The organism is Paenarthrobacter ureafaciens (assembly GCF_004028095.1).
GTDB lineage: Bacteria > Actinomycetota > Actinomycetes > Actinomycetales > Micrococcaceae > Arthrobacter > Arthrobacter ureafaciens.
Map to the genome: position 1 here is coordinate 2,771,811 of NZ_SBHM01000007.1, position 19,338 is coordinate 2,791,148.

At 64.3% G+C, this 19,338-nt stretch carries 16 protein-coding genes and 2 tRNA genes; 10 read left to right on the forward strand and 8 right to left on the reverse strand.

The features are described from left to right. Positions 1–570: 570 nt before the first annotated feature. Together AUR_RS16980 and AUR_RS16985 are read right to left on the reverse strand one after the other, a co-directional pair. Entirely contained in the window at positions 571–1,671 is a 1,101-nt protein-coding gene (locus AUR_RS16980; protein ID WP_021472551.1) for an ATP-binding protein, read from the reverse strand. An 82-nt stretch (positions 1,672–1,753) separates the two neighbouring features. Continuing rightward, the gene (locus AUR_RS16985; protein ID WP_062095895.1) at positions 1,754–2,569 is read right to left on the reverse strand and encodes an SGNH/GDSL hydrolase family protein; all 816 of its coding nucleotides are present in this window, start codon (positions 2,567–2,569) and stop codon (positions 1,754–1,756) included. A gap of 77 nt (positions 2,570–2,646) precedes the next feature. Between AUR_RS16985 and AUR_RS16990 the strand changes: the two genes are divergently transcribed. Continuing rightward, positions 2,647–3,294 carry an alpha/beta hydrolase gene (locus tag AUR_RS16990; RefSeq protein ID WP_021472553.1) on the forward strand — a complete coding sequence of 216 codons (648 nt, stop codon included), beginning with the start codon at positions 2,647–2,649 and terminating at the stop codon, positions 3,292–3,294. Here AUR_RS16990 and AUR_RS16995 read toward each other — a convergent pair. Further along, complete coding sequence (locus AUR_RS16995; RefSeq protein WP_021472554.1) at positions 3,291–3,521, reverse strand: RNA-binding S4 domain-containing protein; 231 nt, start codon at positions 3,519–3,521, stop codon at positions 3,291–3,293. The genes AUR_RS16990 and AUR_RS16995 overlap by 4 nt on opposite strands. 23 nt (positions 3,522–3,544) lie before the next feature. Between AUR_RS16995 and AUR_RS17000 the strand changes: the two genes are divergently transcribed. The 9 genes from AUR_RS17000 (at position 3,545) to AUR_RS17040 (ending at position 13,319) form a co-directional block, all read left to right on the forward strand. Next, positions 3,545–4,549: a DMT family transporter gene (locus AUR_RS17000; protein WP_052474257.1), complete on the forward strand. Its 1,005-nt coding sequence runs from the start codon at positions 3,545–3,547 to the stop codon at positions 4,547–4,549. A gap of 70 nt (positions 4,550–4,619) precedes the next feature. Beyond that, positions 4,620–6,005 carry a glycine--tRNA ligase gene (locus tag AUR_RS17005; RefSeq protein WP_021472556.1) on the forward strand — a complete coding sequence of 462 codons (1,386 nt, stop codon included), beginning with the start codon at positions 4,620–4,622 and terminating at the stop codon, positions 6,003–6,005. A gap of 2 nt (positions 6,006–6,007) precedes the next feature. Continuing rightward, entirely contained in the window at positions 6,008–6,970 is a 963-nt protein-coding gene (locus tag AUR_RS17010) for a GNAT family N-acetyltransferase (protein WP_021472557.1), read from the forward strand. Between the two features lie 19 nt (positions 6,971–6,989). After that, positions 6,990–8,456 carry a YibE/F family protein gene (locus AUR_RS17015; protein WP_021472558.1) on the forward strand — a complete coding sequence of 489 codons (1,467 nt, stop codon included), beginning with the start codon at positions 6,990–6,992 and terminating at the stop codon, positions 8,454–8,456. A gap of 59 nt (positions 8,457–8,515) precedes the next feature. Beyond that, positions 8,516–9,697 carry a tRNA dihydrouridine synthase DusB gene (gene dusB / locus AUR_RS17020; protein ID WP_021472559.1) on the forward strand — a complete coding sequence of 394 codons (1,182 nt, stop codon included), beginning with the start codon at positions 8,516–8,518 and terminating at the stop codon, positions 9,695–9,697. A 62-nt stretch (positions 9,698–9,759) separates the two neighbouring features. After that, the gene (locus AUR_RS17025) at positions 9,760–11,076 is read left to right on the forward strand and encodes a deoxyguanosinetriphosphate triphosphohydrolase (protein WP_062095897.1); all 1,317 of its coding nucleotides are present in this window, start codon (positions 9,760–9,762) and stop codon (positions 11,074–11,076) included. Positions 11,077–11,092: 16 nt separating this feature from the next. After that, complete coding sequence (dnaG, locus tag AUR_RS17030; RefSeq protein WP_062095899.1) at positions 11,093–12,976, forward strand: DNA primase; 1,884 nt, start codon at positions 11,093–11,095, stop codon at positions 12,974–12,976. An 82-nt stretch (positions 12,977–13,058) separates the two neighbouring features. After that, positions 13,059–13,131, forward strand: a tRNA-Asn gene (locus tag AUR_RS17035). 115 nt (positions 13,132–13,246) lie between these two features. Further along, positions 13,247–13,319: transfer RNA gene (locus AUR_RS17040), tRNA-Asn, on the forward strand. Positions 13,320–13,365: 46 nt separating this feature from the next. Here the strand turns inward: AUR_RS17040 and AUR_RS17045 are convergent. From AUR_RS17045 to AUR_RS17065, 5 genes are all read right to left on the reverse strand, one after another. Beyond that, entirely contained in the window at positions 13,366–13,773 is a 408-nt protein-coding gene (locus AUR_RS17045; RefSeq protein ID WP_021472562.1) for a hypothetical protein, read from the reverse strand. 70 nt (positions 13,774–13,843) lie between these two features. Next, positions 13,844–15,127, reverse strand: a complete 1,284-nt coding sequence (locus tag AUR_RS17050) for an alpha/beta hydrolase (RefSeq protein WP_021472563.1) — start codon at positions 15,125–15,127, stop codon at positions 13,844–13,846. Continuing rightward, entirely contained in the window at positions 15,124–17,652 is a 2,529-nt protein-coding gene (locus AUR_RS17055; RefSeq protein WP_062095901.1) for a DUF2156 domain-containing protein, read from the reverse strand. The genes AUR_RS17050 and AUR_RS17055 overlap by 4 nt, the downstream gene beginning before the upstream one ends. A gap of 83 nt (positions 17,653–17,735) precedes the next feature. Further along, positions 17,736–17,915 (reverse strand): glycine zipper domain-containing protein, encoded by a 180-nt coding sequence (locus tag AUR_RS17060; protein ID WP_021472565.1) that lies wholly within the window; start codon positions 17,913–17,915, stop codon positions 17,736–17,738. Positions 17,916–17,950: 35 nt separating this feature from the next. Further along, positions 17,951–19,180, reverse strand: a complete 1,230-nt coding sequence (locus tag AUR_RS17065; RefSeq protein ID WP_031216611.1) for a multidrug effflux MFS transporter — start codon at positions 19,178–19,180, stop codon at positions 17,951–17,953. Between the last annotated feature and the right edge of the window lie 158 nt (positions 19,181–19,338).

Consider the following 19,338-nt stretch of genomic DNA (forward strand, 5'->3'; position numbering starts at 1 on the left):
GTCAGGGCTTCGCCGCCGCGGCAGCCCAACCATCAAACCTCCAGGTTGGGGAGCGCCAGACAAACCAAAAAGAGAACTACTTTGCCGACGTGAGTAGGGTCCAGAGAGCTCCGAACGCGAAAAATGATCCCATCAAGATGTATACGAAGCCCAGGCCCTTGATCGTAGGAACATCAGCGAACGTGAAACCATCGGGCGCGATACCTTTGCTTTCCCTATACGCCCGTGACCAGATAGAGGCCGTTCCGCCGATGTCCCGGAAAATGAACAGACCCAAGGCAACGAGGGAGCAGCCTGCCAGAACGATAGGGGCCACTACAGCCCAGAATGGCAACCTCGCCACATCCATAAGCAGTGAAAGTAGGAAGAGTGAAGGAAAACCAAGCATAAATACTCTGGCTACCGGGGGAATCTCAGTGAAGATCCGCCGCATGAGTCGTGGGCTTCTGATTGGTGCTCCTAACAGCAACGCGACCTATCGCTTGGTGCAAATGTTGCCCCGAGCCTACACCGATGACTTGTTTTGGCAGCCTACGGGATCGGGCTCGGCGCACTAGTACCGTGAGATGACTAGTCTGTGTTCAGATTGCGCAAATACTGTCGAAGGCCCGGTATCGCGAAATCGATCTTCCCGTGGCCGGCAGGTTCCACCAGGCCGGCGGCGAGCAGGCGCGAGCGATAGTTGGCGACTAGATTGGTCTTTGCCTTCAGCCTCTCTCCAAGGTCTCCGGCGATCGAAGGACCGTCATCCTGCGCCATTGCGCGAAGGAACTGGAGGTCCTTTGCCGACACGGTTGAGAGTGCGGCTTCGATGACCGTGCGGGCATTGCGCCTGTGGGCGGCCTGTACCGCGCGGTCCGCCTCGGCATCTGTCAGCGTGCCGTTGTTATTTTCCGCTTCGCGCCAGAGGAAGTAGCCGACGAGCTGGATCAAGAAGGGGTAGCCACCGGTCGACTCGGCTGCCTTTTGGACCAGGTGGGGCGGGACACGGAAGCCGGCGGTGGCGAAGATGGAGGCGAAAGACCGTTCAACGTCGCGGATGCCCGCCGCATGGAGGTCGATTTTGTCGGCCCGGCGCAGGAACGTGGCAACGCCTTCATTGAGCAGGTCGGATACGGCTGCAGGCAGTCCGGCGAATACCAGGCCGATCGGCATCCGGTCCTGGATGAAGTGCTGGACGCTGGCCGCCAATTGAGCGAGTTCGTTGCGGTCGGCGGCGTGGATTTCATCCACCGTGATGATCAGGCCGGTGTGTTTGTTGTCGAGGATGTGGAGAAGTTCTTCGCCGAGCTTGCGCCATGCTACTTGGCGTTCGGGTGCCAACTGGGTGGTGATGCTGAATCCTGCGGCGCCGATGGCGGTGATCCGCCGGTTCTGCGGACCGCTGCCAAGTTCCTGGGTCAGGCTGAGCATTTCCTCGCCGACGCGACCCATGAAGCCTTCCGTTGCAGTCTCCGCGATGACTGCCCAGCCTTCTTGGCGGGCGGCGTCATGGACCTCCCCGAGCATCACCGTCTTGCCGATCCCGCGGGCTCCGGTGAAGATCGTGAGCAGTCCCGGTGCCCCGGAACCAAGCCGCAAACCGTATTTGAACTCATCAAGCAGGCCTGACCGTCCAATGATTTCCGGAGGAGTTGCTCCTGCTGAGGGCCTGAATGGATTCTCGATCATGTATCAAGCTTATGAGTCGTTGTGAGTTTTGTGAGTTTGGCGCTCCTGGTGAGGCTTATGAGTTTTGTGAGTATCCTCATGGTCAGTTAGCACTTGAAACGGGACCCGGCGTCGGGCGCTTTGGCGTGATGCCGTCCCCGGAAGATTGGTGCCGTAACCTGCGGATGACCCACGGAACGAAGTACTCGCGGGCCCACACGAGGTCGGAGGACCGGGCTTCGCGCCATGTGCGCGGCGGGAGGGGTTTGGGTGCCATCGGTTCCAGCGTGTGCGGCACGTTCAGTGCCTCCAGCACCATGGTGGCGATCGTGTGGTGGCCCAACGGCGAGAAATGCAGTCGGTCCACGTCCCACATCTGCGGATCAGCGAGTTGCCGCAGGGACCACATGTCGGCGACCACTGCGTCGTGCCGGGCGGCGACGGTTCGCAGGTTCTCGTTGTAGATGGCCACCTTGCCGCGGATCCGGCTCAGCACCGACGCCGCAGTATCAGGGCCGTTGAACAGCACCACGGTGGCGCCGCCGGAACTGAGTTCCTGGACGGCGGCATCGAGCTTGTTGGCCAGGACGTCGGGGTCGCCGCCGGGGCGGATGAGATCGTTGCCGCCGGCCGAGATGGAGACCAGGTCCGGTTGGAGTGCCAGGCACGGGCCCACCTGCTCGTCCAGGATCTGCTGCAGCAAACGCCCGCGGATGGCAAGGTTGGCGTAGGCAAAATCATCATGCCCTCGCCCGAGTTCCTCGGCCACGCGATCGGCCCAGCCGCGGAACCCGCCCGGGCTTCCGGGTTCAGGATCTCCGATGCCTTCGGTAAACGAATCTCCCAGCGCCACGTACCGGCTCCAGGGATGCTTTTGGACAGTTCCTCCGGGCGTCACCAATGAATTGCTCTCACTCACGATTCATATCCTGCCCCGTACATGCGAACCTACGCGACCGTAAGTTGTTACCCGCGGGTAACTGCAAGAATGGACCCATGACTGAAGCCGTAGCTTTTCCCGCACCCGTTGTCCTGTGGTCCCATGACGAAGCCGAACGGGCCGGCAAGCCCCTTCTGGTCCTGCTTCATGGATACGGCTCCAACGAGGACGATCTCTTCAGCCTCGCCGGCCTGCTGCCCGCCGACTTCGTCGTGGCCTCCCTGCGGGCTCCCATGCCCATGGGCCCCGGGTTCACGTGGTTCCCGCTGACTGCCTCGATCGACTACTCCCTGGACGCCGTGAAGCTGGCGGCAGAGTACGCCCTCGAATGGTTGGACACCGTCAAGGCGAACCACTCGTCCGTGACGTTGCTGGGGTTCTCCATGGGCATGGCCATGGCAACCACCATGCTCCGGTACCGGCCCGCCGACTTCGCTGCCGTCGTCGGGCTTTCAGGCTTCGTGATCGACGCCGGAGCTGACGCGGACTTCCGCGACGACGAACTGGACGGCTCGGTGCCGATGTTCTGGGGACGCGACCAGCAGGATCCGGTGATCACTCCGGACAAGATCGAATACACCATGGGCTGGGTCCGCAAGCATGTGGACCTCACCAAGGTGCTTTACACGGGAATGTGGCACGGCATCAACCAGCAGGAAATCGGCCACGTGGGCGAATTCCTCACCCACAAGGTACTTGGCTAGGAACGGCCGGCGATCCTGACCGTCTGGCCGTTCACTGTGACGGTGTCGCCGGGATGGAGTTGGCGGCCGCGGCGTTCTTCGATGTCGTTGTTGACCTTGACCAGTCCGTTCTTGATGAGCTCCGTCGCCTCGACCCCGTCCTCCACCAGGTTGGCAAGCTTCAACAGTTGGCCCAGGCGGATCATGTCGTCGCGGATGGGAATCTCTTCGATTTCGGGATTGCTCATAGAGCAATAATGCCTGAAGTAGTGTGGTGACAGTGCCGAATCCTTCCCACCGTCCCGCCTTTCCGCTTGCCCTCGGGCTGCCGCTTGCCCTGGTGACAGGCCTGGTCCTGCCGCTCCAAGGCCGCATTAACGGGGCGCTCGCCGTCAAGCTCGAGGACGGCATTACCGCTTCCGTGGTGAGCTTCACCACAGGCCTGGTGGTGATTGCGGCTATCTCGCTCGCTACGCCCAAAGGCAGGTCGGGGCTGCAGAGTATTCTCCCGGCCGTCCGCAACCGCAGCTTCCCGCCGTACTACGTCATGGCCGGGGCCGTCGGCGCCCTTTTCGTTTTTGCGCAATCCTTCACGGTCGGCTTGCTGGGCGTCGCGCTGTTCACCGTTGCCACCGTTACCGGACAGACCCTCAGCGGCCTGCTGGTGGACCGCATGGGCATCGCTCCCGGCGGCAAGCGGTCGATCACGGGCGTACGGGTCCTGGGAAGCGTCCTCACCGTGGCCGCGGTCGCCTGGGCCGTGTCCCCGCGCTTTGGTGGAACGGCCGACGTCGGCGCTTTGGTGCTGCCGGTCATCCTGCCTTTGGTGGCGGGTTTCCTCATGAGCTTCCAACAGGCCATGAACGGGACCGCCACCGTCCACTACGGCACCCCCATCGCGGCCACGCTCGTCAATTTCCTGGCCGGTGCCCTTGTCCTCTGGGTGGCCTTGCTGATCAAGCTCGCGGTAGCCGGGGCCGGGAACTCCCTTCCCTCCGAGTGGTGGTACTACGCCGGCGGACCGTTGGGATGCATCGCCATCGGCCTGGCGGCCCTGCTGGTGCGGAGCCTTGGCGTGCTGGTCACCGGGCTTGGCATGATCGCCGGGCAACTGGTGGGGTCCTTGGTGCTCGACGTCGTGATCCCCACTGCGGGCACGGTGGTCGCCTTGCCCACGGTGCTGGGCACGCTCTTGACGCTGGCCGCGATCGTCGTGGCCAGCCTTCCCTGGCCCAGGGGATCCTTCCCCGGAAGGCCAGGCGCCAAAGGCCGGTAGGCTAGAACAGGCATTGTCCCAAGCAACCGCGGACCGCACCCAGCGGCCCTGTAGAAATATGGAGTACCCCATGGCAGCAAAATCCGTCCTCGACCAGGTCATTTCCCTCTCCAAGCGGAGGGGCTTCGTGTTCCAGGCCGGTGAGATCTATGGTGGCTCCCGCTCTGCGTGGGACTACGGTCCCCTCGGTGCAGAGCTGAAGGAAAACATCAAGCGCCAGTGGTGGCAGAGTGTTGTCCGCGGCCGTGAAGACGTGGTGGGCCTGGATTCCTCGGTGATCCTGCCCCGCCAGGTATGGGAAGCATCCGGCCACGTGGAGGTCTTCTCCGATCCCCTGGTGGAGTGCCTCTCCTGCCACAAGCGCTACCGGGCCGACCACCTCGAAGAAGAGTACGAGGAAAAGAAGGGCCGCCCCGCGGAAAACGGCTTGGCGGACATCGCCTGCGCCAACTGCGGAACCCGCGGGCAGTGGACCGAACCCCAGGAGTTCTCCGGCCTGCTGAAGACCTTCCTTGGCCCGGTGGCCAGCGAGGAAGGCCTGCACTACCTGCGCCCGGAGACGGCGCAGGGCATCTTCGTGAACTTCAACAACGTGCTCACCACGTCCCGGAAGAAGCCGCCGTTCGGCATCGGACAGATCGGCAAGTCCTTCCGCAACGAGATCACCCCCGGCAACTTCATCTTCCGTACCCGCGAGTTCGAGCAGATGGAGATGGAATTCTTCGTCGAGCCCGGCACGGACGAGGAATGGCACCAGTACTGGATGAAGGAGCGCATGGCCTGGTACACGGGCCTGGGCATCCGCGAAGAAAACCTCCGCTTCTTTGAGCACCCGCAGGAGAAGCTGAGCCACTACTCCAAGGGCACAACGGACATCGAATACCGTTTCGGTTTCCAGGGCTCCGAGTGGGGCGAGCTGGAAGGTATCGCCAACCGCACCGACTTTGACCTCTCCACCCACGCCAAGGCCTCCGGCACTGACTTGAGCTACTTCAACCAGGCCACCAACGAACGCTACACGCCGTACGTGATTGAGCCCGCGGCAGGCCTGACCCGTTCCTTCATGGCGTTCCTCATCGATGCCTACACCGAGGACGAGGCACCCAACGCCAAGGGCGGCGTCGATGTCCGCACGGTCCTGAAGCTTGACCCCCGCCTTGCGCCGGTCAAGGCCGCTGTCCTGCCGCTGAGCCGCAACGAGGACCTGTCCCCGAAGGCCAAGGCCCTGGGCGCCCAGCTGCGGAAGAACTGGAACATTGACTTCGACGATGCCGGCGCCATCGGCCGCCGCTACCGCCGTCAGGATGAGATCGGCACTCCGTTCTGCATCACCGTTGACTTCGACACCCTCGAAGACCAGGCCGTGACCATCCGTGAGCGCGACACCATGAGCCAGGAGCGCGTCTCCTTGGACAAGGTGGAGTCCTACCTGGCAGCCCGCCTGATCGGCGCCTAGCAGTGGCCATCGAGTACCGCGAATGGAAGGAGGGCGACGACCTCGCCCTCCTGGAGATCTGGGGAGACCCTGAGACCCTGCCCGCGGAGCAGTTCCGTGCTGCACTGGCGCCGTCAAGCAACCAGCCGTGGCGCCGGTGCATCGTGGCTGAGGACGTCGTGGACGGAGTCGGCATTCCGGTGGCAGCAGGCGTGGTCCATGAGGCTTCCTTGCATCCTGAACGGCTGTGGGCCTACATCGAGGTTGCCAAGGATCACCGTCACTCGGGCATAGGCGCCACGCTCCTGGCCATGCTGCGCCGCGAAGCCGCGAACTCGCCGTCGGGCGTTTCCAAGCTCCGCAGCAAGGTGGAGCCGGGAACGCCGGGTGCGGCCTTTGCGCAGGCGGCCGGGCTTGCCCCCATCCAGCGCTCCAGGCTTGTGGTGGTGGATCCCGAGCCGCTGAAGTTGCCAAGGTTCGGTGACGGCTCGGAAGAAGCCGCGTCCGAGCGCGTGGAAGACCTGGCCACCGGTTCGGTGGAACTGAGCGACGTCGTAGGACGGTACTACTCTGCCGTGCACCACTGGGACAGCCCGGGAGAGCTCAGTATCGCCACCGTCCAGCGCCTGTTCCTGCATGACCTGACCGGGGCTCACGGTGCGATTGTGCTCCGTGCGCCGAAGGCCAGCGCCTTTGGAGCCGGTGTGCCCGCTTCGAAGAAGGGCAAGCTCCAGGCGTTTGCCATCAGCTATGCCCAGGGGAACTCGGAAGAGCCCTCGGACGTGTTCCTCGGCCACGATCCCGAGCTGTCCGCGGAAGATGCCGAATCAGCCGTCCGGGACCTGCTGGCCCTCATTGCGTACCAGCACCCGGTGCTGCTGGAAGCGGACGAATCCATGACTGCCCTCGGCGCCGTCCTGGAACCGTTGCTTGAATCCGGCAAAGCGCATGTACGCGGCGCGGACACACTGATCGTCAGCGACTGAACTCGAGGTTGTATTCCTGATGGGCCACGGACACCCGCACTCCGGTACTTCAGCTCCGACCGCTGAAGCGGTCGCCTCCCGCAAACGGGCCAACTGGCTCCTCGCGGCCGTGCTGGTTCCGTTGGGCGTGTTGACGCTCGTGGCCATGGTGTTGATGTGGCCCTCGGGCAGCCGGGAAGGGATCTCGTTCGCGAGTCCCTACCAGGCAGCCCCGGGGGTCACGTTCGACACCGGCAAGATTCAAAGGGTGGTCCAAGAGAGCTGCACCCAGACCGGGCAGGCCACCGGTGAAGCGGGCGGCCAGTCCGGCGGCTCGGAATGCACTTTTGCTTTCACCGAGCCGGACAAGGGCGGTGAACCCGTCAAGGTGGTCATCAACCCGGATGTCGCCAAGTCCCACGGCGTCGACGTGGGCGACTCCATCCGCTACCTGAATCTCTCCGGCGTCCAGGGCGCGGCGGCAAGCAATGGTTCGCCATCGTTCGTCTTTGTGGACTTTGTCCGCGACGTCCCGATCACCCTGCTGGCCGTCCTGTACGCCGTCGTGGTGATCGCCGTCGCCCGGTGGCGCGGCTTCCGGGCCCTGCTGGGCCTGGTGGGCGCGTACGCCGTCCTGGTCAGCTTCATCCTTCCGGGCCTGGTGGAGGGCAAGCCGCCACTCCTGCTGGCGTTGGTGGGTTCCACGGTGATCATGATCGGGGTGCTCTACTTCGCCCACGGCTTCTCCGCCCGGACATCCACCGCCTTGCTGGGCACGATTTTCGGGCTGGGAATCACTGCGCTCCTGGCGGCGTGGGCCACCGACGCCGCGAACCTCGCGGGCGTGGGCAACCATGATGCCGCGACGCTCGTGAACATGTCCGGGAACATCTCCATTTCCGGCATCATCCTTTGCGGCCTCATCATCTCCGGGCTTGGAGTGCTTAACGACGTGACCATCACCCAGTCCTCGGCGGTGTGGGAGCTCTACGAACTCGCCCCGGACACCACGGCACGGAAACTCTTCACCTCCGCCATGAGGATCGGCCGGGACCACATCGCGTCCACCGTTTACACCATCGCGTTCGCCTACGCCGGTGCCGCACTTCCCATCCTCATCATCGTCATGCTGTACGACCGCCCCCTCGCCGAGGCACTCACCAGCGCCGAACTCTCGGAGGAAGTCATCCGCACGCTCGTCGGCTCCATCGGCCTGGTCCTCGCGATTCCGGTCACCACTTTCATCGCAGTGCTTGTCGTCAAGGCGACGGGCATGCGGCGGTTGGCCGGCACGTCTGCCGTGGGCCCGGACGACGTCAACGACGCCGGTTCCCTGGCTGCCGCGGCCGCCGTCGTCGGTTCCACTCCGGACGACACACACGACGCCGGAACGCACGACGCCGGGACACACCAGGGCGGCACAGCCGCCGACGGCGGGTCACCGGCCAGCCCCGGCAGCAGGCGGGCCAGGCGCCAGGCCGAGCGCCGCGAGGCCGGATCGGACTGATCGGGATCAGCGGTATCAGCGGGATCGGCCGATTTGCCCTGATTTGCAACAATGGATAAGTGACCGTCGTAGCAACGCCCCCCACCCCAAAGCTTGAACTTCCGCCATTGCAGCTTGGCGGGATCACCGTGGACACCCCGGTGATCCTTGCTCCCATGGCCGGAATCACCAACTCCGCCTTCCGCCGCCTGTGCCGTGAGTACGGAGGCGGGCTCTACGTAGCGGAGATGGTGACCTCCCGCGCCCTGGTGGAGCGGACTCCGGAATCGCTGCGCATCATTTCCCACGATGAGGATGAAAAAGTCCGGTCGGTTCAGCTCTACGGCGTTGACCCCAAGACCGTGGGCGCAGCAGTCCGGATGCTGGTGGAGGAAGACCGTGCGGACCACATCGACCTCAACTTCGGGTGCCCTGTGCCCAAGGTCACGCGCCGCGGCGGTGGATCCGCGCTGCCGTGGAAGATCGACCTTTTCACCGCGATCGTGCAAACGGCAGTCAAGGAAGCCTCCAAGGGCGGGCTGCCGCTGACCATCAAGATGCGCAAGGGCATCGACGAGGACCACCTGACGTACCTCGAGGCCGGTCGGATTGCCCGCGATTCCGGGGTTGCCGCCGTCGCACTTCATGGCCGCACTGCGGCGCAGTTCTACTCGGGCCAGGCTGACTGGTCCGCGATCGCGCGCCTGCGCGAGGCCCTCCCGGACATCCCGGTCCTGGGCAATGGCGACATCTGGTCCGCGGAGGACGCTGTCCGCATGGTCCGGGAGACCGGCGTCGACGGCGTTGTTGTGGGACGCGGCTGCCAAGGGCGTCCGTGGCTGTTCGGTGACCTTCAGGCAGCGTTCGAAGGCAGCGACCAGCGGCACCGTCCTGGCCTGCGCCAAGTGGCTGAGGGCGTCTACCGGCACGCCGAGCTCATGGTGGAGACGTTCGGCAACGACGAATACAAGGCCCTGCGGGAGATCCGCAAGCACATGGCCTGGTACTTCAAGGGCTACGTCGTGGGCGGGGAGCTCCGCGCCAAGCTGGCCACGGTTCCCACCCTGGCGGTCTTGCGGGAACTCCTGGACCAGCTGGACCTGGACCTGCCGTACCCGGGCGTCGATTCGGAAGGCCCCCGGGGGCGTGCCGGCTCGCCCAAACGGCCCGCCCTGCCCAAGGACTGGCTGGACAGCCGCCAGCTGAACGCTGAACAAAGTGCCGACATCGCCGCTGCCGAGCTGGACGTGTCAGGCGGGTAGCTTTCCGCGTGAAAGACTGGCTCAAGAGGCACCCGCCCGGCGCTTGAAGGAGGCAGAGACCCATGGGAACCGAAGCGATAATCGGCCGCACCGGCAACGCAGGCAACTATGTCCAGGCGATCCCCGGTTACACCGAGGCGGACTCGGCGCGTTGGGTCGAAGAGCCGAGCAAGACCACCTACCGCTCGGACTTTGAACGTGACCGCGCCAGGGTCCTGCATTCCTCCGCCCTTCGGAGGCTGGGGGCGAAGACCCAGGTGGTAGCCCCGGATACGGACGACTTCGTCCGGACCAGGCTGACCCACAGCCTGGAAGTCGCCCAGGTGGGCCGGGAACTCGGGCGTTCGCTGGGGTGCGACCCCGACATCGTGGACACAGCCTGCCTGAGCCACGATCTCGGCCACCCGCCGTTCGGCCACAACGGCGAATCGGCATTGAACGAGGTTGCCCACGCAATCGGCGGATTCGAGGGGAACGCGCAAACCCTGCGCCTGCTCACGCGGCTGGAGCCCAAAGTCCTGACCGACGACGGCCGTCCTGCCGGGCTCAACCTCACCCGTGCGAGTCTCGATGCCGCCTCCAAGTACCCGTGGTCAGCGTTGGATGCCCCCGTCATCCACGGCCACCGCACCAGCAAGTTTGGCGCCTACGAGGACGACCTTCCGGTGTTCGAGTGGCTCCGCGAAGGCGCCCCAGGCAACCGTTCGTGCATCGAAGCCCAGGTGATGGACCTGGCCGACGATATTTCCTACTCTGTCCATGACGTGGAGGATGCCATCGTGGCCGGACACTTCCAGCTCAAATGGATGGACAACCCGGACCACCGCGCACGCGTCGTCGGCTACACCCAACAGTGGTACCTGCCGCATAACGATCCCGCCGAGATCGATGCCGCCCTGGCACGCCTGGAAGCCACCCGTGTGTGGGTCCGGGAAGCCGATGGCAGCCGCAAGTCCATGGCCGCGTTGAAGGACATGACCAGCCAATTGATCGGCCGGTTCTGCCAAAGTGCCATGGAGACCACCCGGGCGCACTTCGGCCCGGCCAACCTCACGCGGTATGGTGCCGAGCTCATGGTGCCCGAGGAGACCGTCACTGAAATTGCGGTCCTCAAGGGGCTGGCAACGACGTTCGTCATCTCCACTGACCACCGGCAACCCGTGTACGAGCGCCAGCGCGAAGTCCTGCACGCCTTGGTCGGAGTCCTTAATGCCACCGGCGACCGTCACCTGGAGCCCATGTTCGCTGCTGACTGGCGGGCCGCCGTCGACGACGGCGCAAGGCTGCGTGTGGTGATCGACCAGGTTGCCTCGCTGACGGACGGCTCGGCGTTGGCCATGTACGAACGTTTGGTAGGGAGCCTGCCGTCGCTGTGGTAAGCACTAGGATGGTCACGTGGCTGGCTTGATCAAACGTGAAGATATCGACGAAGTACGCCAGCGCACGGACATCAAGGAAATCGTCGATGGCTACGTCACCCTCAAGACGGCCGGGCTGGGCAGTTTCAAGGGATTGTGTCCCTTCCATGATGAGCGTTCCCCGTCCTTCACCGTCCGCCCGCAGGTAGGCCGCTACCACTGCTTCGGTTGCGGGGAGGACGGCGATGCCATTTCCTTCATCCAGAAAATTGACCACAGCTCTTTCCATGAGGCCGTGGAAAAGCTCGCCGCCCGGATCGGCTACGAGCTCCGGTACGAGGACGGCGGAACGGGTCCCAGCCGCGAAGAAGTGGGCAAGCGGCAGCGCCTCCTTGATGCCCACAAAATTGCCGACGAGTTCTTTCGTGCCCAACTCCTGACCCCCGGTGCAGGGGAAGCCCGCAGCTTCCTGGACGGCCGCGGATTCGACCGCGCCGCGGCAGAACACTTCGGGGTGGGGTACGCGCCGCAGGGCTGGGACGCGCTGCTGAAGCACCTCCGCGGCCGCGGCTTCACGGACGCGGAGCTGAAGCTGACGGGCATGTTTTCCGAAGGCAACAGGGGCATCTACGACCGTTTTCGCGGCAGGCTCATCTGGCCTATCCGCGACATCGCGGGGGATACCATCGGCTTCGGCGCCAGGAAGCTCTACGAGGACGACCAAGGCCCCAAGTACCTGAATACGCCCGAGACCACGCTGTACAAGAAGTCCCAGGTCCTCTACGGCATCGACCTCGCCAAACGCAGTATCGCCAAGGACCGGCAGCTGGTGGTGGTGGAGGGATATACGGATGTCATGGCCTGCCACCTGGCAGGAATCACGACGGCGGTGGCCACGTGCGGAACCGCGTTCGGCACCGAACACATCAAGATCGCCCGGCGCCTGCTTTCCGACGACGGCACCGGGGGAGAGGTGGTGTTTACCTTTGACGGCGACGCAGCCGGCCAGAAGGCGGCGCTGCGGGCGTTCGAGGAAGACCAGCGCTTCGTCGCCCAGACGTACGTCGCGGTGGAACCCACGGGCGCCGATCCCTGCGACCTGCGCCAGCTCAAAGGTGATCCTGCTGTGCGTGAGCTGATCAGCAGCCGCAAGCCCCTGTTCGAGTTCGCCATCCGCGCCACCCTTCGCAAGCACAACCTGGATACCGTGGAGGGCCGGGTGGCTGCCCTGCGCGAAGCCGCTCCTGTGGTGGCACAAATCCGCGACACCGGAATCCGGCCTGCCTACACCCGGGAACTCGCCGGGTGGCTTGGCATGCCCATCGAGGAAGTCAGCCGCTACGTAGGGGCTGCCGCCAAGCGTGCTGCCTCAGGTGGCACCCCCAACGGCCAGCCGGAGCAGCCGACGGCGGCGACAGCACCGCCGTCGAACGCTCCGGCATTCAACCGTCCGGACCCGCGCGATCCCGTGGCGGGCATGGAGCGGCAGGCGCTCGAGGTGGTGCTTCAGGAACCCTCCGTCCTGGGCGGGGGGAACTGGGAACGCTTCGAAGCATCGCATTTCTCGACGCCGGCCTATGCCGCTGTTCATGCGGGAATCAGGGCAACCGGTGTTGCCCAGGCAGCGGACCCCGTGGCCTGGGTGGAAAGGGTGCGGCAGGAAGTGCCGGACCCCTTGCGTCCCCTCGTCTCGGAGCTCGCCGTCACCCCGCTGCCGGCCAGCACGCCCGAAGCGATGCAAAGGTATTGCCGGGACATTCTGGCCCGGTTGTTCGAGTTGCAGATCACCCGCATCAAAGCGGACAAGATGGGGCAGCTGCAGCGCTTGGATGCGGCTGCGTACCCGGAAGAATTCCAGCGCCTGAACCGTGAGCTGATGCAGTTGGAGATGCAGCGGCGGGCGCTTCGGGCCGAGGCGTGAGGCTCTCCCGAGGGCGTCGCAGCCCGCGGAAGAGCCGATTTCGCTTTTCGGCCAGCCCCTGTTAAGCTAATTACCGCTTCATTCCTCCGTAGCTCAATTGGCAGAGCATTCGACTGTTAATCGAAGGGTTACTGGTTCAAGTCCAGTCGGAGGAGCGCGCAAAACCCCCGTTCCGGTCAGCCGGAACGGGGGTTTTTTTATACCCCCGGGAGGTATGCGGGGCCGATTTCGTTTTTCGGCCAGCCCCTGTTAAGCTAATTACCGCTTCATTCCTCCGTAGCTCAATTGGCAGAGCATTCGACTGTTAATCGAAGGGTTACTGGTTCAAGTCCAGTCGGAGGAGCGTACAGAACCCCGCACCGGATCTTCCTGGTGCGGGGTTCATTTTTTTACACGAAGTCCATCTCCACTTGGAGGAAGCGGGCCGCCTCCGCGACGGCCGCCTCAAAAGCTTCGTGCTCGGTGGGCGGCGTCCGGGGTTCCCGTGGATGCCATTCGTGCGGAGCCGAGTAGACGCGCGTGAAGCCGCCCCCGGGCGGGGCGTAGAAAATTCCGAAGCGCTGCACAGGCCATTCGGGGGACGTCTCGGGGGCCACCAAAAGGGCGGCATCAGCATCCGGGTTGTACCACTGGGCTATGGGGCGGCGACGATCATCCGTGAAAAGCCCTGCGGCATAGAGCGCCGCCGATTGGGGACTCGTGACGGAGCACAGCCTGTCCCACCACAGCGGCAGGATGCGTTCATCCCTGCGCTGCCACGGTGCCGGAAGCGGCTGCAGTTCTTGCCAGTGAGGCACACATCAACTTTATCGTTCGGGACGGGTGCGCAACAGGGGCCGGATTGCCTGCCGGACGGCCTGTTGCGGCTCAAGGAGCCAGCCCCAGCCGCGGATAGAGCACGTCGAATCCCTTGGTCAATCCTGCGTTCAGCGCGATGCCTACGTGGCCCCCGTTGGGTATCTCGTAATACGTCACCGCCATGCCGGACTCCCGGGCCGCCGCGGAAACGGCCTTGGCGGCAGCTACGTAAGTGACGTCGTCGGACCCGACCGTGAAGATGGCGGTGGTGTCCGGGAACTGCCGGCCCTTCATCATGTTGATGGGTTTCAGGGCATCGTACGCTGCCTGGTCGCCGTGGAAGATCTCCGCGAGGTTCCCGGACGGATCTTCGGCGCCGGGGAATTCTTCGCCGGAGATGTCAACCACGTTGCCCCACATCTGCGGGTACTTTACCGCGAAGGAAATGGCGCACTGTCCACCGTTGGAGTACCCGGCAATGGTCCAGTATTTGCGGTCCGGGAGGATGTTCAGGTTTTCCTTGGCCCACGTGACGACGTCCACGTTGATGTACTTCTCGACGTTCCCGTATTTGGCCGTGTCCAGGCAAAGCGTGTCGTCCTGGTCCGGTCCGATCTGGTCTGCCACGATCGCGATGGGCGCCAAGCCCTTGTTCTTCGCCGCGAAATCGTCCAGGGCAGCCGAGACGTACTGGGGATCGGGCAGCCCCGGCTGCCCCATCATCAGCACATAAAGCGGAAGCCGTGGCGGGTTCTCCGTCAGCGCGGCAGGTGGCAGATAAATGCCCGCCGGGCGCGCATTGAAGCCCGAGGCCGTGGCCGGGATGACCTGGGTGCCCACCCTGCCCGCCGTGGGCATGTCAGCCGGGGGCTCCCAGTTCTGCCACAGCGGTCCGGTTGGTATGGCGGAGTCCGGATTGGGCTTCTCCAGCTGGATCTGGCCCTCGGTTGAGATGCCAAAGGCCGATCCCAAGGTGTTGTTCAGACCGAACTCGGTGTTGATGCCCAGTGCCGGGACCACGAGGAAAACAGGGATGGAGAAAGCCGCCAGTACCTTCCGCCGGACTGAGCTGCTCCTGAAGCTCACCGTCGCCAGTCCGAGGGCAGCGAACGCAGCGATGGACCAGAACCACACCCATGGGGTCAGGCCCACATGGAAGACATCCATGACGTCCTCCACGAGCCATACTGTCAGCCAGCCCAGCAGGCCGGCCACCAGGATCGCCAGGAGTGCGGTCCTGAGCCACCGCCACGACGGACGAAGGAGCAGCAGGAGAAAGAAGCCGACGCCGATCGCAATGGCTATGGACATCACCACGGGACCGGTGATGTCGGTCCTCAGGATGGCATTCACTGCGCCGGTTCCCGGGCCACCATGTGGCGCAGCAGTCCGGCGCTCCGGGCAGGGGACAATCCCGGCAGGTAGGCCGAGCCCACCGCCAGGCCGATTGACGGAAGGGACAGGGGATCCTGGTAGTACATGTACAGGGTCCGGTGTTCGGGCTGGAAACGGGATTTGAAGGCCGCGAGCGACTTGAAGCCATACATGGGTTCCAAGGCGTTCCCCAGGAGGGCAAGCACCCGGTCCAAGGCGCTGTGGTCGCCTTCGCCCGGGTCCGTACCGTCGCCGCTGCCTGTGGTGTTCCGGCTGTCGGTGTTGGCGAGCGGGGAGCCGGACAACGAGATCTGCGGCACGTCCTCCTTGAAGTGGTTCACCGCCGAAGCAATGAGGAATTCCATCACTCCCTTGAACCCGGTTGTGCGCCGCCGCATGAAGTCCAGTGTCCAACCGGTCACTGCCCCATCGGTGAAAACAGGCAGCCAACTGGTAACACCGTGGACCAGGCCGTCATCGTCCACAGCCACGCAACACAGGACCTCGGGGTCCTTGAGTTCGTCAAGGCCGCCCAGCGTGAAACCCATCTCCGGCAGGGCTTTGTCCGCCACCCACTCCTCGGAGATCTCCGCCAACTGTGCCCGGATGCCCGGCGGCATCATCCGGTAATGGTGCCACTGGTCCGTGATGGAAAGTTTGTCCGCGCGATTGAGGGCCGTGCGGACGTTCTGCCATTCCTTGCCCTTGAACGTCATCGTCTGGATGTTCAGGAGGGTCTCTTCGGCGACCTCGAGCTTGCGGAAGCCGCGGGGGAGGAGCGGGCCATCCAGCTCGTCCGTTGCGGAATAGAAACAGGGAGTGAGGCCCAGGGCCGAGCAGTGGGCCAGGAATCCCGTGGCGGCGTCCGCATGGTGTTCCGCGGCACCGAACGGCCCGGCCACCGTGAGGGCAACGCCGTTGTGGACCTGGTAGGCGACGCCTGCTTTGCGATCCGGCGTGAACCAGTATTGGTTGTTCTCCCACAGCGCCATCCAGGACAACGACCCGCCGCCGTCGTGGATCAGCTCGCGGGCGTGGCCAAGGTCGGCTGCAGGGTCGGTCGCGACGGCCCGGAACTTTTGGTAGTTGCCCAGCACCAGGAACAGGATGCACAGCCAGATGACGTCCCCGCCCAGGCCGTAGAGGACGGTGCTGAGAAGACCTTGGGGAAGTTCGGTGACGAACGGGACCGGGAACGGTACGAGGATGTGCGTCAGCTGCCCTGCAAGGTCCCACCCCGTGGAGCGTCCCGGATTTCCCCCAAGGAACCAAAAAAGCGCATAGAGGGCTACTGCCGCACCAGCCATGATCAACGTGGTCCGGCCGAGGACGCGATAGCTGGCGTCACTGGATTCGACCCTGAACTTATGCCGGTTGGCCAGGAGGAGGAAAACGATGATCAAAGGGGCCACAATGGCGGGGATGGCGTACAGCAGCAAGTAGCCGACGTCGTCGTTGCCGAGCGTCACGTCGGGGTCGGTGACGTACTGGAGCACGGCGAAGGTAGTGACAGCCACCAGGTACAACTGGATGGTGAGGGTCAGCCGGTAGGCAAGGCGGCGTCCCCGGCGCAGGCCCTCGGCGCACACCAGCAGCAGCAAGACCGGTATCAAGCTCAGGATGGTGGCACCAAAGCTTTGGACACCCACCACGCCTTGCAGGGTGACGCAGCTTTGGTCGTCGTCGCAGGCCTCGCGGACCTCGTCCGCCGTCGGACTGGCCTGCAGCATCACCTGCGACACCACCGACAGGGGACCGACGTCCAGAGTGCCGGTGAGCTGCGTCAGCAGCGGTCCCACAGCGAACACGCCCACCACGGTGCCCACCAGGAAACGGGTCTCCCGAAGGCTCGACGAGTGCAGCTTCCCTGCCTGGCGCCGGAGTATCCACGATTGGGCGGCCCAACCCGCCAGGATGCCGATGACTGCTCCGCTGAGGGCCTGCAAGGTCTGGGCCACGCCCACGAAGAGCGCAAACATGAGCGTCGCCGCCACCAGCCACGTCCGCAGCCGCCGGCGCCACAGGGACTCAAGCGCCGCCGTCGAGCATCCCAGGGCGGCAGCGGCACCGCCGTAAGCACCCACCACATACTCGCCGCCCAGGAAGCTGAGCCATTGATCGCTGTTGTCCGTGCCGTATTCCACCAGTGCCACCAGCACCAACGCGCTCAGGGCTGAACCCGCCACAAAGGCGGCCAAGGCAAGCCAAGGGCCCATGGTCCGCTCGGCGATGCCCACCCCGATGAGGATCATCACGGTGCAGGCGAGATAGTCCAGGAGGGAGGAGGCAAAGAACCCTGACGTAAAGACCGCCCACCAAGGCCCGGGCTCCACGGCCAAGCCGATTCCCACCTGTTCAAGAAGCGGTTCAGGAGGGCCGGCGAGCAAGCTACCGGTGGTTGCACCCACAATCCAGAGGACTGCGATGAGTCCCAGCGTCAACGGCAACTTGCGCATGGCAGCCAAGCGTCGCCAGTTGCCCTTTTGTTCCACAGCCGTACTCATGTGATGTCCCCTCCACAGGCAGGCGCGGGTAACCCCGGCTGGCCACTATTCTGCCTTGCGGGCCCTTGGAAGGGGAGACGTTCCTACTCCCTGTTCCAGGGACCGGGATTCACGCGGTACAGCAGGGCCGAGCCAATGACGGCGCCCAGGATGGCGCCGAACAACGCGCTGCCGGCGAGGCGGCCCAGCAAGGCTCCGACGACGGCGCCAAGCAAGGCTCCGAGGAACAGGCCACGGCCGTTGCGGTGCGGTTTTTTCGCCATGGGTTCCAGCCTATGCGCACCACGGGTGAATCGCCTCAGTGGATGGACGGGACCGAACGGGGACGGACCACCAGCCACAGCGCACAAATGGCTCCGGAGATGCACACGACCTGGACAGCGCCCATGGGCACTGCCGAACTGACGCCGAGCCAACCGACCACCGGGGGAACCACACCTGCCATAAGGAACTGGGCTGCGCCCAGCATGGAGGCCGCTGTGCCGGCTTGGGCCCCGTGATTGGCCAGGGACAAGACCTGGACGCATGGGAACATGAAGCCGGTGGCGCAGATGTAGAACCACAGCGGGACCAGGATGCCCCACAGTCCCACCTGCATCAGGTCCAGGACGATGATCAGCGCGGCCATCACCAGCATGAAGAGTGTGGCTCCGGCAACAATCCACTGCGGTGCCACCCGCTTGATGAGCCGGGAACTGATCTGCACGCCTGCCACGATGCCCAGTGAATTGACGCCGAACAACAGGCCGTACTCCTGGGCGGAGAAGTCGTAAATGTCCTGGAAGAGGAACGTCGAGGCAGACAAGTATGCGAACAGGCCGCCGAAGTTCAGGCTTCCCACCATCAGCATGCCCACGAAGATACGGTCCGTCAGCACCTTCTTGTAGCGCTGGCGGACAGTGACGTCGGACTTTCCGCGCTGCTCGGCCGGAAGGGTTTCCTTGATGAAGAAGATGGCCGCCAGGATCACCAGCGTGCCGTAGCAGGCAAGGAAGTAGAAGATGCCGGGCCACGGGAGCACCAGCAGCAATTGGGACCCGATGATCGGGGCAAGGATGGGAGCCAAACCGTTCACGAGCGACATGCGCGAGAACATCCGGACCATGGCGTAGCCGTGGAAGAGGTCACGGACCATCGCCATTGCCACCACGCCGCCGCCGGCCGCGCCGATGCCCATCAGCACGCGGAACAGGGAGAGGACGCCGATGTCCGTGGAAAGGGCGGCGCCCAGAGAGGAACCGATGTGAAGCGCCGTCGCAAGAATCAGCGGCAACCTGCGACCGAATTTGTCGCTGAAGGGCCCCACCACCAGTTGTCCCAGGCCGAACCCGACCGTGGTGCCGGTCAGTGTCAGCTGGATAGCGGCCGCGGAGACGTCGAAGCTCTCCTCAAGCGCGGGAAACGCCGGCAGGTAGAGGTCTACCGTGAAGGGGCCCAAAGCCGTCAATGCACCGAGGAGCAGGATATAGACAAGCTTTTCGCGTCGGCTCAGGGAATCGCCCGGAGTGAGGTGATGGGTCACGATTATCCATCCTATGGTGAAACATCATATTTATGGGCCCATGGCGGGCGCGCCGCAGGCTCGATGGCTGAAGTTCAGCACGAACCTGAATGATAGTTTTGAGGACAAGTGCCTGCGGCGTGCTGTTTGGCCGCTTTCACCCATCACGAAGCCCAGAGGAAGCA

Excerpts from the sequence above, each read along its gene's own strand:
- AUR_RS17025 (WP_062095897.1), top strand. The coding sequence starts at position 9,760 with ATGGGAACCGAAGCGATAATCGGCCGCACCGGCAACGCAGGCAACTAT.
- AUR_RS17015 (WP_021472558.1), top strand. The coding sequence starts at position 6,990 with ATGGGCCACGGACACCCGCACTCCGGTACTTCAGCTCCGACCGCTGAA.
- AUR_RS16980 (WP_021472551.1), bottom strand. The coding sequence starts at position 1,671 with ATGATCGAGAATCCATTCAGGCCCTCAGCAGGAGCAACTCCTCCGGAA.
- AUR_RS17005 (WP_021472556.1), top strand. The coding sequence starts at position 4,620 with ATGGCAGCAAAATCCGTCCTCGACCAGGTCATTTCCCTCTCCAAGCGG.
- AUR_RS17060 (WP_021472565.1), bottom strand. The coding sequence starts at position 17,915 with ATGGCGAAAAAACCGCACCGCAACGGCCGTGGCCTGTTCCTCGGAGCC.
- AUR_RS16990 (WP_021472553.1), top strand. The coding sequence starts at position 2,647 with ATGACTGAAGCCGTAGCTTTTCCCGCACCCGTTGTCCTGTGGTCCCAT.
- AUR_RS16995 (WP_021472554.1), bottom strand. The coding sequence starts at position 3,521 with ATGAGCAATCCCGAAATCGAAGAGATTCCCATCCGCGACGACATGATC.
- AUR_RS17055 (WP_062095901.1), bottom strand. The coding sequence starts at position 17,652 with ATGAGTACGGCTGTGGAACAAAAGGGCAACTGGCGACGCTTGGCTGCC.